12 protein-coding genes are annotated in these 12,654 nt (G+C 69.9%); 3 read left to right on the forward strand and 9 right to left on the reverse strand.

Annotated elements, in window-relative coordinates; all coding sequences use genetic code 11:
- Positions 1–35: 35 nt before the first annotated feature.
- The 3 genes from AB0L00_RS22285 to AB0L00_RS22295 are packed head-to-tail and all read right to left on the reverse strand — an operon-like array spanning position 36 to position 3,208.
- On the reverse strand, positions 36–893 hold the full coding sequence (locus AB0L00_RS22285) for a carbohydrate ABC transporter permease (protein ID WP_364437211.1): 858 nt from the start codon (positions 891–893) through the stop codon (positions 36–38).
- Positions 886–1,881, reverse strand: coding sequence for a sugar ABC transporter permease (locus AB0L00_RS22290; RefSeq protein WP_364437214.1), 996 nt, complete (start codon positions 1,879–1,881; stop codon positions 886–888). Before AB0L00_RS22290 ends, AB0L00_RS22285 begins: the two co-directional genes overlap by 8 nt.
- A 16-nt stretch (positions 1,882–1,897) precedes the next feature.
- Entirely contained in the window at positions 1,898–3,208 is a 1,311-nt protein-coding gene (locus AB0L00_RS22295; RefSeq protein ID WP_364437216.1) for a sugar ABC transporter substrate-binding protein, read from the reverse strand.
- Positions 3,209–3,380: 172 nt separating this feature from the next.
- On the opposite strand from AB0L00_RS22295, the gene AB0L00_RS22300 reads away from it, so the two are divergent.
- Entirely contained in the window at positions 3,381–5,111 is a 1,731-nt protein-coding gene (locus tag AB0L00_RS22300; protein WP_364437219.1) for an immunity 49 family protein, read from the forward strand.
- A 16-nt stretch (positions 5,112–5,127) separates the two neighbouring features.
- Here AB0L00_RS22300 and AB0L00_RS22305 read toward each other — a convergent pair whose 3' ends face one another.
- Positions 5,128–5,367, reverse strand: a complete 240-nt coding sequence (locus tag AB0L00_RS22305) for a hypothetical protein (protein ID WP_364437221.1) — start codon at positions 5,365–5,367, stop codon at positions 5,128–5,130.
- Between the two features lie 153 nt (positions 5,368–5,520).
- On the opposite strand from AB0L00_RS22305, the gene AB0L00_RS22310 reads away from it, so the two are divergent.
- A complete protein-coding gene (locus AB0L00_RS22310; protein ID WP_364437342.1) occupies positions 5,521–5,943 on the forward strand; it encodes a VOC family protein in 423 nt (140 codons plus the stop codon).
- Between the two features lie 63 nt (positions 5,944–6,006).
- On the opposite strand, the gene AB0L00_RS22315 is transcribed toward AB0L00_RS22310, so the two are convergent.
- The 5 genes from AB0L00_RS22315 to AB0L00_RS22335 form a co-directional block, all read right to left on the reverse strand.
- Positions 6,007–7,590 carry an alpha-amylase family glycosyl hydrolase gene (locus AB0L00_RS22315; protein WP_364437223.1) on the reverse strand — a complete coding sequence of 528 codons (1,584 nt, stop codon included), beginning with the start codon at positions 7,588–7,590 and terminating at the stop codon, positions 6,007–6,009.
- A gap of 112 nt (positions 7,591–7,702) precedes the next feature.
- The gene (locus tag AB0L00_RS22320; RefSeq protein WP_364437226.1) at positions 7,703–8,659 is read right to left on the reverse strand and encodes a carbohydrate ABC transporter permease; all 957 of its coding nucleotides are present in this window, start codon (positions 8,657–8,659) and stop codon (positions 7,703–7,705) included.
- A gap of 16 nt (positions 8,660–8,675) precedes the next feature.
- Positions 8,676–9,620: a sugar ABC transporter permease gene (locus AB0L00_RS22325; protein WP_364437229.1), complete on the reverse strand. Its 945-nt coding sequence runs from the start codon at positions 9,618–9,620 to the stop codon at positions 8,676–8,678.
- 38 nt (positions 9,621–9,658) lie between these two features.
- Positions 9,659–11,005: an extracellular solute-binding protein gene (locus AB0L00_RS22330; protein ID WP_345349094.1), complete on the reverse strand. Its 1,347-nt coding sequence runs from the start codon at positions 11,003–11,005 to the stop codon at positions 9,659–9,661.
- A gap of 175 nt (positions 11,006–11,180) precedes the next feature.
- Positions 11,181–12,194, reverse strand: coding sequence for a LacI family DNA-binding transcriptional regulator (locus AB0L00_RS22335; RefSeq protein ID WP_345349091.1), 1,014 nt, complete (start codon positions 12,192–12,194; stop codon positions 11,181–11,183).
- A gap of 80 nt (positions 12,195–12,274) precedes the next feature.
- Between AB0L00_RS22335 and AB0L00_RS22340 the strand changes: the two genes are divergently transcribed.
- The gene (locus tag AB0L00_RS22340; RefSeq protein ID WP_364437232.1) at positions 12,275–12,637 is read left to right on the forward strand and encodes a TraR/DksA C4-type zinc finger protein; all 363 of its coding nucleotides are present in this window, start codon (positions 12,275–12,277) and stop codon (positions 12,635–12,637) included.
- The last annotated feature ends 17 nt before the right edge of the window (positions 12,638–12,654 follow it).

Raw genomic sequence — 12,654 nt, forward strand, 5'->3', positions numbered from 1 at the left:
ATCCACGGAGTGCCTTTCTGTACTGATGGCGGCGTTCACTTGACGGCTCCGGCGGTGAGACCGGCGACGAGGTAACGCTGCAGGAGGAGGAACCCGGCGACCACGGGCACGCTGACGACCAGCGAGGCGGCCATCACCTGGTTCCAGTAGACGTCGGTCTCGGTCGAGTAGGCGCGCAGCCCCACGGCCAGCGTGCGGGTCGCGTCGTTGGTCATCACGGAGGCGAACAGGACCTCGCTCCAGGCCGTCATGAAGGCGTAGATCGCCACCGCGACGATGCCCGGGAGCGAGGCGGGGATGACGACGCGGAAGAGCGCGCCGAGCGGCCCGCAGCCGTCCACCATTGCCGCCTCGTCCAGCCCTTCCGGGATGGAGTCGAAGTAGCCGACCAGCATCCAGATCGAGAAGGGCAGCGAGAAGGTGAGGAAAGTGAGGATCAGGCCGCCGCGCGAGCCGCTCAGCGCGAGGCCGGTGGCGTTGCCGACGCCGACGTAGATGAGGAACAGCGGCAGGAGGAACAGGATGCCGGGGAACATCTGGGTGGACAGCACCGTGACGGTGAACAGCCGGCGGCCCTTGAACCGGTAGCGGCTGACCGCGTACGCCGCAAAGATCGCCACGACCACCGAGCAGGCCGTCGCGCCGACGGAGACGATGATCGAGTTGACGAAGTAGTGGGCGAGTGGAACGGTCCGCCACATGTCGATGTACGGGCGGATGGTGATCCGCTCCGGGATCCAGCGGAACGTCCCCGCGACGTCCTGCAGCGGCTTGAGCGAGCTGCTCAGCATGACGTACACGGGCAGTGCCGAGAACACCGTGAGCAGGGTCAGGACGACACGCCGGGTCCACACGAAGGAGCGCGGCGGCGCCATCGGTGATCGGCTAGGCACGGGCGCCCCTCCTTCGTGACGTGACCAGCAGGTAGACGGCCGTGACCAGGCCGAGGAACAGGAGCATGAGCACCGACATCGCCGATCCCTCGCCGAAGTTCCAGGTGATGAACGAGGACTGGTAGATGTGCAGCGAGACCAGGTCCCCGCCCGCCGGTGGGGCCTGTCCGAACAGCACGTACGGCGTGGAGAAGTCGTTGAACGTCCACAGGAACAGGACCAGGACGAGGACCTGGTTGACCGGGCGCAGGGACGGCATCGTGACCCGGCGGATCTGCTGCCAGATCCCCGCGCCGTCGATCGCGGACGCCTCGTACAGCTCGCGCGGGATGTTCTGCAGGCCGGCGACGACGACGAGGAAGGCGAACGGCCAGTTGCGCCAGACGGAGACGACGACGAGCGAGATGAAGCTGTTGTCGCCCAGCAGCCAGAAGGTCGGCTTGCCGGTGAGGTGCAGCTGGTCGTGCAGGACGTGGTTCACGATGCCGTTGTCGTGCTGGAACATGAAGGCCCAGACGATGACCGAGGCGTACAGCGGCAGGGCGTACGGGGTGAGGAACAGCGCCCGCAGCACCCCCCGGCCACGGAACTCGTCCTGCATGAGGATGGCCGCCGCCGTGCCGAGCAGCCAGGACAGGCCGACCGCGAGCACGGTGAAGGCGCAGGTGACGAGGAAGGAGTTCAGCAGGGCGTGCCCGATCGGCCCGTTCACCTTCACCACGACCCGGTAGTTGTCCCACCCGGTCCAGGGGGCCTTCCACCATTCGCGGATGAAGAACTGGGTGAGCTCCTTGAAGCTCATCGCCAGGCCCAGCACCATCGGGATGATGTGGACGATGAGCTCGAGGAGGATCGCGGGCAGCAGGAGGAGGTACGGCAGGCCCCCGCGCCGCACCCGGTCGGGCAGGCGGAACGGGCGCCGGCGCGACGCCCCCGGGCCGGTCTCCCGGGCTCCGGGGGGCGCCTGACGATGCGCGGTCGTTGTCATCAGTGGCGGGCCCGCGCTACATCTGCTGCTGGGCCTTGGCGAGCCGGCTGCGTACCGACTCCAGCGTCACCGGGTGTCCGGCCGCCGCGTCCGCCAGCAGGTCCTTCAGCGCTCCGCCGATGACCTGCTCGAACTGCGACTCCTTGGGCACCTGCGGCAGCGGCGTCGCGCTGGTGGCGATGGTGGTGCGCAGGATGTTCTGCTCCGGGGTGGCGAACGCCGGGTCCTGCGCGGCGGTCTTGACCGAGGGGATCGAGCCGTACTCGGAGTTGAGCTTCTTCTGCTCGGCGTCACTGGTCATGAACTGCACGAACTTGAGCGCGCCGTCGAGGTTGCCGGTGTTCTTGAAGACGGCGATGTTGATCCCGGCGACCATGGAGTTGACGTTCTGCCCCTGTCCGGGCGCACCGGACTGCACGGGAACCGGCGCGACGCCGTAGTCGTCGGGCTTCATGCCGTGGCTCTGGAAGTTCTTGCCGCCGGCCTGCCACAGGATCATCGCGGCCTTTCCGGAGGCGAAGTCGCGGACGGACTCGTTCTGGGCGTACTCCGCGTCGCTCGGCGAGGCGATCTTGTCACCGGCCACGAAGTCGACGTACTGCTTGACGCCCTCCGCGACCCCCGGCGCGGTGAACGTCGGGTTGCCCTGCGCGTCGAAGAAGTCACCGCCGTGCTGCTTGGCGAAGATGTAGGCGTGGTGCGTGTTCTCCGGGATGCTGGCACCCTCGATGGCCAGGCCGGTGTGGCCGCCGGTGGTCAGCTTCTTGCCGTCCTGGACGAGCTCGTTCCAGGTGGCCGGCGGCTTGCTGATCCCGGCGTCGCCGAAGAGCTTCTTGTTGTAGTAGAGCGCGTAGGCGAGGGAGTAGAGCGGGACCGCCGTCGGCGGCTTGCCGGCCGTGCCGGTCGAGCCGAGCGCCGACTCCTGGAAGCGGTCCTTACCGCCGATCTTGGCGAAGTTCTTGTCGTCGAAGGGCAGGAGGGCACCGGTCGCCTGTAGTGAGGCCGACCAGGTGTTGCCGATGTTCATCACGTCGGGGCCCTGCCCGGAGGTGGTGGCGGCGAGGATGCGGTTGAGCAGGTCGGACCACGGGACGACCTCGAGCTTCACCTTGATCCCGGTCTGTTTCTCGAACGCCTGCAGCTCGGGGGTGAGCTTCGCCTTGTCGTCCTCCAGGCTGGCGCCCTGGTTGCTCGCCCAGTAGGTGAGGGTCTTCGGATGGCTGTTGCCACCGGAGTCGGTCGAGGTCCCGCCCCCGCAACCGGGAAGAACGGCGAGGACGGTTGCGCCGACGACGGCGCCAATGGCGGTACGGGCCCGCACGCTCATAGTCCACTTCCTCACATGTGGCTAATTTCACGACATGATTTAAGAGCTGAGATAAGCATGTCAAGGGTGCGGCGATCGAGCGATTGTCACGAATGCGCATACGCGCGGCCGTTCGGTGCGGCACTCCGGAACCTTGGAAACAGCGCGGTAAGCGACCTCATAGGGTTGGCGGGTGATCCAGGACCACACGCCCGATGCCCATTTGCCCGTGCTCACCGTGCCCCAGGCCGAACGCCTGCGCGGGCTGGTGGCCGACCACTTCCGCACCCGGTGGGGTGTGCGTCCCGTGGTCGAGGGAGGGGCCGTCGCGCATGACGGGCACCTCCACCCGTTGACGAACCTGGCGCAGCGGTGTCGCACCGTTCCGGAGGAGCACTGGCCGGAGCTGGTCGCCGAGCACTTCACCCGGCTGGAAAGCGCCTCCCAGGGCGGCGAGGATAGAGCGGAACTGCTGCGGCGGACGTGTCTGCGGCTGGTATCCGGCGACGCCTTCGCCGGACCGGCCGCCGACCGGTTCCGCTATGCCCGGCCGGTGGCCGAGGACCTGCTGGCCGTCCTGGCTCTGGACACGCCCACCTCCGTACGGATGCTGACCGATGCGGACGTGGCCCGTGCCGGCCTCGACGACCTGTGGGCGGCGGGCCGCGCGAACCTCCTGAACGAGCCGGTGAAGCACGAAGAGGTGCGCGGGCCCTCGGGGGCGCTGCTGCACTCGGTCAGCGGCGACTCCCATTTCGTTGCGAGCAAGGCGCTCGTACTGCCCGAACTGGCCCGGGCCGTCACCGGCCGGGAGCTACCGGAGGCCGGAGCGCTCGTGGTCGTTCCGACCAGGCACCTGCTGGCGTTTCATCCGATCCTCGACGGCACCGTGGTGGACGCGGTCAACGACCTGGGCGGCTACGCCTTCCGCGCGTACGAGGACGGGCCCGGTTCGCTCAACCCGCTGCTGTACTGGTGGCATCGGGGACGCCTGGTCTGCCTCACGGTCTTCGACCACCAGAGCCGCTCCGCGTCCGTGCGGCCACCGCAGGAACTGCTGGACCTGATGAAGAGGCTGCGCGGGGAGCAGGAGACCTCCGTGGGAGGCTCGCCGGCCGCCGTCGAGGACCTGGCGCGTGCGGTGGGCGAGCTCACCGGGCGGCTGGAGCAGGATCCGGGCGGTTTCGGGGAGGCCTTCGCGGCGGCCCTGACCCTTGCCCACACGCGCTGCGCGACCGACCCCGATGCCGGGAGGCTGGAGACCTGGGAGGCCTGGGTCACCGCCATGCAGATCGGCTCGGCGATGTTCGCCACCACCCTCGCGCGGGAGGGCACCGTGCAGTGCCGGGTCGGCGACCGTGTGCTGAACCTGCCCGCCACCGGTCCCGCGCCGTACGCCGACGCCCGCGCCTGGCTCGACACCTGCTGGCTCGCCCTCGTCTGCCGGGAGCGGGACCGGCTGGTGACGCTGAGCCAGGTCCCGCTGGACGACCTGCGCCGAGCCGGCGCCGAGGACGACTACGTCTTCCACTGGATCGACACCCTGCAGAGCCACTGGCTGCGCCGGACCATGGACGACATCGTGCCCAAGCTGATCGCCACCATGGAGACGTCCCACCCGCACGTGGCGACCCGCACTCCCAGGGACTTCCTCGACCTGGTCGACTACCAGCCCGTCGCCCTCTTCCATCGGCTCATCACCGGCGACAAGGCCGCCTTCGCCGATGCCCTGACCGAGGCCCTCGCGAACCACGAACGCTACTGGGACGGCCCGAGGAGGAACGAGCCCCGCGGCCGCGTGGCCCTGGGCCCCCTCGCGATGGCGTGTCTCGCCGAGGACTGGGAGTTCCCCGTCGACACCGCGTCGCCGTACCTGCCGAAGCACCTGGTCACCCGGGCGTGGTGCGGAGAGTTCCCGACCTGAGCCCGCGGGACCGTGGCTACGGCAGGTCGACCGGCGAGGTGCCGTGGGTGTGGAAGGACTCGATCGTCTTCAGCCCCCACGCCTGGCCCTTGGCGCGCTCGGCCTCGGTCCAGGTGATGGTCCTCCAGCCGGGCGCGAGCACCAGCCGCGCGCACGGGTTGCACAGCTCGACGCGGTTGCCGCCCGGCCCGCGTGGGTGGAGGCGGGGACAGCGCCGATCTTGTTCACCCGGCTCCCGGCTTGTGTCGTACGTCACAGCCGACCGTGTCGAAGCGCCGTGCACGGCTCCGTCCCGGCAACAGAAGGAACGCCGGCGCGCCTGAACACGCGCAGCCGAATCTGAGAGGAGATCATCATGGACGACACCAACCGACGGCGCCCCTACCCCGGGCGGGCGACGATCCAGCGGATGGACCATGTCAGCGTCGTCGTCGACGACCTCGCGGCCGCCACGGCGTTCTTCGTCGAGCTCGGACTGGAACTGGAGGGCGAGGCGACGGTGGAGGGCCGCGTGGTGGACCGCGTCAACGGGCTGGAGGGAGTCCGTTCGGACATCGCGATGATGCGGACCCCGGACGGCCACGGGCGGCTCGAGCTGGCCAAGTACCACACGCCGTCGGGCCCCGGCGGGGACCCGCGCGCTCCCGCCAACGCGCTGGGCATCCGTCATGTCGCGTTCGCGGTGGAGGGCATCGACGATGTCCTCGAGCGCTTGCGGGCGCACGGCGCCGAACTCGTCGGCGAGCTGGCGCAGTACGAGGACAGCTACCGGCTCTGCTACGTCCGTGGCCCCGAGGGGGTCATCATCGAGCTGGCGGAACAGATCAAGTGACCGGTCGGTGAACGGCCCAGCGCCGCGAAGGGGCGCGGCGGGGGAGCCCCCCGCCGCGCCGGATCAGCGCAGCCAGACGGCGGTGTCCGGAGGCAGCTCGTCCTGGTTCAGGGGGTCGCTGGCCAGCAGCGGCTCCCGGCCCTCCGGCAGGCGTACGGGACGGGCCCCGAGGTTGACGACGCAGGTGATCCCGCTCTCCCGGTCGAAGGCCAGGACGTCCTCGCCCATCGCCCGCCAGGTCATCGAGCCGAAACCGAGCAGCTCACGACGCAATCGCAGTCCCCTCCGGTAGAGGCCGAGCGTCGAGGACGCGTCGGCCGACTGGGCCTCCACCGTCAGGTCGCGCCAGGCCGGGGGCTGCGGCAGCCACGGGTCGCCGCCGAAGCCGAAGCCGGGCGCGTCACCGGACCACGGGATCGGCACGCGGCAGCCGTCCCGGCCGCGGTCGGTACGGCCGGAGCGGAACCAGATGGGGTCCTGCAGCCGGTCCTCGGGCAGGTCCTCGACCTCCCAGAGACCGAGCTCCTCGCCCTGGTAGACGTAGACGCTGCCGGGGAGCGCCATCGCGAGCAGCGCGGCGGCCCGGGCGCGGCGGAGTCCCAGGCGCAGGTCCGTCGGCGCGCCGTGCCGCCGGTCGTTCAGGTCGAAGGACGTGTCCTCCCGGCCGAACCGCGTGACCGGCCGGGTCACGTCGTGGTTGGACAGCACCCAGGTCGGCGGGGCGCCGAGCGGCGTGTGCGTCTCCAGCGTCGTGTCGATCACCCGGCGCAGGGCCGCGGCGTCCCACGGACAGCCCAGGAAGTCGAAGTTGAAGGCCGTGTGCAGCTCGTCGGGGGCCAGGTACGCCGCGAAGCGGTTCTGGTCGGGCAGCCACAGCTCGCCGATCAACGCGCGGTCGCCGTACCCGTCGGACGTCCGGCGCCAGGCGCGGTAGATGTCGTGCACGCCGTCCCGGTCGGTGTACGGGTCGAGCCCGTCCGGCTCCGCGTCGGGGTCCTTGACCAGCACGGCGGCGGAGTCGATGCGGATGCCGTCCACGCCCCGGTCGAACCAGAACCGCAGGACGTCGAGGAACTCCGCGCGCACCTCGGGATCGGTCCAGTTGAAGTCCGGCTGCTCGGGCGCGAACAGGTGGAGGTACCACTCGCCGTCCGGCACCCGGGTCCACGCCGGACCGCCGAAGATGGAGTTCCAGTCGTTCGGCGGCGCGTCGCCGCGCCCGGGCCGGAACCAGAACCGCGCCCGCGCCGCGGAACCCGGCTCGGACCGCAGCGCCTCCTGGAACCAGGCGTGCCGGTCGGAGCAGTGGTTCGGGACGATGTCGACGATGACCCGGATCCCCAGCCCGTGCGCCTCCTCGATGAGCTTCTCCGCCTCGGCGAGCGTGCCGAAGGCCGGGTCGATGTCCCGGTAGTCGGCGACGTCGTAACCGCCGTCGACCATCGGCGACGGGTACCACGGGTTCAGCCACAGGGCGTCCACGCCCAGGTCGGCGAGATGGCGGAGCCGCCCCCGCAGGCCCGCCAGGTCACCGATGCCGTCCCCGTTGCCGTCCGCGAAACTGCGCAGGTAGACCTGGTAGATCGCGGCTCCCCGCCACCAGCCGGTGGAGCCCGGAGCGATTCCAGGGGGAACTTGTTCGGCCATGCCGGTCATCTTCTCCTCAGACGTTCGTGGTCGGCGCGGGTACGGGGAGGCGTGGCTCTCGCCGCGGACCGTGCGGTGGCCGGCCCGGCCGTGGAACTCGATCCGCGCCGTCTCACCCCTTCAGCCCGCCGGCGGTCAGACCGGCCATGATGTGGCGCTGGAACACCAGGAAGACCGCCACGGCCGGGACACTGGCGATCACGAGGGCGGCGATGAGGATGTTCTGCGGCGTCTGCTCCGACAGTGAGGAGATCGCCACGCTCACCGTCATCTTGTTGCTGTCGGGCAGCACGAGCAGCGGCCACACGAAGTCCTTCCAGACGTCCACCACCGCGAAGATCGACACCACCGCGATGATCGGCCGCGAGATCGGCAGGACGATCGACCAGAGGATGCGTGAGGACGACGCGCCGTCGATCGCTGCGGCCTCCAGCAGCTCGCCGGGGATGGAGTCGAAGAACCGCTTGAGCAGGAAGATGCAGAACGCGTTGGCCGCGGCCGGGAACCAGATCGCGAAAGGCGTGTTCAGCAGGTTGACGTGCAGGAGCGGCACGTCCCGCACGGTGAGGTAGAGCGGGACCAAGAGGACGGTGGACGGGATCATCAGCGTGGCCAGCATCAGTCCGAGGACCGCTCTGCCGAGCAGAGGCCGCAGCTTGGACAGCGCGTACGCCGCCGGGACGCACACCGCCAGCCGCAGCAGCCAGGCCCCCGCCGCGTACTCGAGCGTGTTCAGGAGGAACCTGCCCAGGTAGAGCCGCCGCCACGCGTCCCGGTACACGCCGGGGTGCGGGTGCCGTGGGAACAGCGTCGGGGGAGTCCGGGCCAGCTCGCCGGAGGACTTCATCGCCCCGGTCGCCATCCAGTACAGCGGGAACAGGAACACCGCGGTGAACAGCACGATCACGGCGATGAGAACGGTCCAATAGATCACCCGGCCGCGCGGCGTGTTCAGCGCGCGGGCCGAGATCAGGGTCCGCGGGGCGGACACCTGGTCCGCCGCGCGCTTGCGGCGTCGCCGCGGGCGCGGGGCGGCCGTGACGGCCGCCCTGATCGCGGGCTCGGTCAACTCCGGCCTCCTCGTCTCATCGCCCGCCGTCCCGGGTGACGCGCAGGTACACCGCGGAGAACACCATCAGGACGAGCATCAGCATCAGCCCGAGGGCGCTGCCCCCGCCGTAGCTGTTGAAGCGGAACGCGTACAGGTACATCAGGTAGACGACGCTGACCGTGGCGTCCTGCGGTCCGCCGCCGGTGAGCAGGTACGGCTCGACGAACACCTGCATGGTGGCGATCACCTGGAGCAGGAGCATGACGAGCAGGATCAGCCGGGTCTGCGGGATCGTGACGTGCCAGATCCGGCGGAACAGCCCCGCACCGTCCAGCTCCGCCGCCTCGTACAGCTCGCTCCGCACGCTCTGCAGGGCGGCGAGGTAGATGAGCGTGCCGCTGCCCATGTTCATCCACGTGGAGACGATGACCAGGGACAGCAGCGCGGTGCTCGTGGAGTCCAGCCAGTCGAGGCCCGGGAGATGGGCCAGGTGCAGCACCTGGTTGAACAGGCCGGGGCCGGGGTCGTAGAACCACTTGAAGAGCAGCACCGCGACCGCCGGCGGGAGCATGACCGGCAGGTACACCACGAACCTGAGGTAGGCGCGCGCGTGGCGCAGTTCGTTCAGCACGATCGCGGTGACGAACGGCAGGACGTAGCCGCAGAGCAGCGCCAGCCCGGTGAACTCCAGGGTGTTCAGCCAGGCACTGCCGAACGCCGGGTCGTCGGCCACCCGGCGGAAGTTGTCGAGGCCGACCCACTCGGACCGCCCGACGAAGTTCGTCTTCTGGAACCCGAGCAGCGCCTCCCGCACGATCGGGTACCAGGAGAACACCGCGAAGCAGATCAGCGCCCCGCAGAGGAACCCGTACGCGGACAGGCCGCGCCGGACGGACCGCCGGGACGCGGATCGGCGCGGCCCGGCCGGGTGGGACGAGGAACGCCGCGGGGCGGCCTTCCTCAGGATCGTCGTGGTCACCGGTCTCTCCCTCGCGTCGTCACCCGGCCGTGGCCCGCTCAGTTGGATCGGGCGAGGATGCCGTCGACCTTCTTCTGGGCGGTCGCGAGGAGCTGGTCGATGTTGATGTTGCGGTCGGTCAGCACCCCGGACATCACCGAGTCGAGGACGGCGTAGATCTGCTGGGCGTTCGCGGGTTCGAGCCGGCCCGGGATGCGGTCGACCGCGTCCTCGTACGGCTTGTAGTTCGCGACCGGGACGTTGGCGGCGCCGGTGCGCAGCGAGCGGTCGGTGGTCGCGGTCTGGCCGGTGTAGAAGTTCGGCTGCGGGAGGCCGACGGCGCGTCCGTACTTCGCGGCCCGCTGGTAGTTCAGCTGGCCCTGGCCCGGCGTGAGGACGTAGTACTCCAGCCAGAGGAGACCGGCCCTGATCTTGGCCGGGGACGCCTTCACGTTGAACAGGTAGCCGTCGCCACCGAGGAGGGTGCCCTTCGCCTCGGGGATCGGAGCCAGGCCGTAGTCCTTGTACTTGCCCTGGAACTGGTCGACCAGCGCGGTGATGTTGTCCGGGGCCGACAGGTACATGCCGAGCCGGCCGGCCGCCATCATCTGCTGCACGTCGGCGAGCTGCAGCAGTTGCTTGGAGCCCATGCTGTCGTCCGTCCAGCGCATCTGCTGGAGGTTCTGCAGCACGGCGCGGCCCTGCGGGCTGTTGAACGCGGCCTTCTTACCGTCGGGCGTGACGACGTCGCCGCCCTGGCCGTACAGCTCCGTGGTGAAGTGCCAGCCGCCCTGGTTGCCGGCGCTGTAGTCGGCGTAGCCGACGACGCCCTTGCCCAGGCCCGCGATCTTCTTCGCGTCCGCGCGCAGCTCCGCCCACGTCGCGGGCGGCCGGTCGGGGTCGAGCCCGGCCTGCTTGAACAGGTTGCGGTTGTACAGCAGGCCCATCGAGTAGTTCTGCCGAGGCAGGCCGTAGACCTTGCCGTCGGGGCCGGTGAAGACCTTCTTGACGGACGGCTGGATGTCGGGGAACTGCTTGACGCCGCCGAGGTACTTGCTGATGTCGGCGGCCTGCCCCGACTTGATGACGCTCTGGATGTCGGTGAAGTAGGCGTAGAAGACGTCCTCCATCTGGCCGCCCGCGAGCTTGGCCGTGAACGTCTTCGGGTCGGCGCAGGGGAAGGCGTCCTTGCCGACCACGGTGATGTCCGGGTGCAGTTTCTCGAACGCGGCGACGTCCTCCGTCCACTCCCGGCGCTCGATCGGCTGGCTCTTGGCGGGCATGCAGCCGACCGTGATGGTCACCTTGCCGCCCGCGGCGTCCTTGGATTTGTCACCTCCCCCGCACGCCGTTCCGGTCAGGGCGAGCCCTGCCGCCAGCAGGATCACGAACCTTCGGGGTCTCATCGTCGACTCCCTCCTGGACTGGCCTCGGGGGAGGCCGCGGACCGAGGACCGGGCTGCAGGATCCGGTGCGAGCACGATATAGAGACCAACAGGCCACTGCAATAGATGTACTGAGGATCGAAAAAAATCGACAGGAAGTGGCCATCCCGTGGCGGCGCGGGCTCTCCCTACCGCGTCACCGGGCCGGGCCGGTGGAGCCGCGGACGACGAGCTCCGGCTCGAACAGCAGCTCGTCGTCGGCCGCCTGGGAGCCGTCGATCTGGGCGGCGAGGAGGGTCACCACCGCCCGCCCCATCGCGTCGATGGGCTGCCGCACAGTGGTCAGCGGCGGGTCGGCGCAGCTCATGAACGCCGAGTCGTCGAAGCCGACCACCGAGACGTCCTCGGGCACGCGCTTGCCCTGCCGCCGGACCGCCTTGACCGCGCCCAGCGCGAGCGGGTCGCTGCCGCAGATCACGCCCGTGACCCCGCGGCGCAGCAGGCGCGACGTCGCCGCCTGCCCGCCTTCCAGGGAGAACAGCGTGCGCTCGACGAACTCGCCGTCGGCGGCCGCGCCGGCGAGCCGCTCGAAGGTCGCGACCTTCCGGCGGGACGGCATGTGGTCCGCCGGCCCGACGACCAAACCGATCCGCTCGTGGCCGAGCGAGCGCAGATGCCCGTACGCCTGCTCGACCGCGACGGCGTCGTCGGTCGCCACAGCGGGGAAGCCGAGGTCGGCGACCGCCGCGTTGACGAGCACGACGGGCATGCCGCGCTTGCGGAGCAGCCGGTAGTGGTCGTGCGAGGCGTCCGCCTCCGCGCACATCCCGCCCGCGAAGATCACCCCGGACGCCTGCTGATCGAGCAGGAGGTTGACGTACTCGGGCTCCGACAGGCCGCCCGCCGTACGGTTGCACAGGACCGGCGTGAAACCGAGCTGCACCAGGGCTCCGCTGACCACCTCGGCCAGCGCGGGGAAGATCGGGTTCTGCAACTCCGGCAGCACCAGGCCCACCAGGCGCGCCCGGTCGCCCCGCAACTGGGTCGGCCGCTCGTACCCGAGCACGTCCAGCGCGGTCAGCACGTTGTCGCGGGTGGCGGCGGAGACTCCGGGTTTGCCGTTGAGCACCCGGCTGACGGTGGCCTCGCTCACCCCGGCCTTCCGGGCGACATCAGCAAGTCGTCGTGACATGCCGCAAGAATACCGCAAGTCCCGCAAATCACTTGCATTCCTTGCAGTAAGTAAGAGGGCCGGGAATCCGGATGAACGCCGCGAGGTTGTGGTGAGTGATGACCGAGTCGTTTCCGGACGCGTCCTCACCCGCCGAGGCGCTGCGCGCCGAGCGGGCGAGCACGCTCGAGCAGATCGAGGCCCTGACCCGCGACTGGGAGGGGATCGTCGAGTCCTCCACCCAGATGGGGGCCGTCGACGACGAGCACGACCCGGAGGGCGCGACGATCGCCTTCGAACGGGCCCAGGTCGAATCCCTGCTGGACCAGGCGCGCCGCCGCCTCGCCGATCTCGACCAGGCGGTCGAACGCCTCCGTGACGGGACCTACGGCACCTGTGAGAACTGCGGCGGCCCGATCGCCCCCGAGCGCCTGGTCGCGCGTCCCGCCGCGCGGACCTGCATCGCCTGCGCCGGCCGCTGACCCGCGCACCTGGACCC

This window comes from Actinoallomurus sp. NPDC052308, from assembly GCF_040679195.1.
Classification (GTDB): Bacteria; Actinomycetota; Actinomycetes; order Streptosporangiales; family Streptosporangiaceae; genus Actinoallomurus; species Actinoallomurus liliacearum.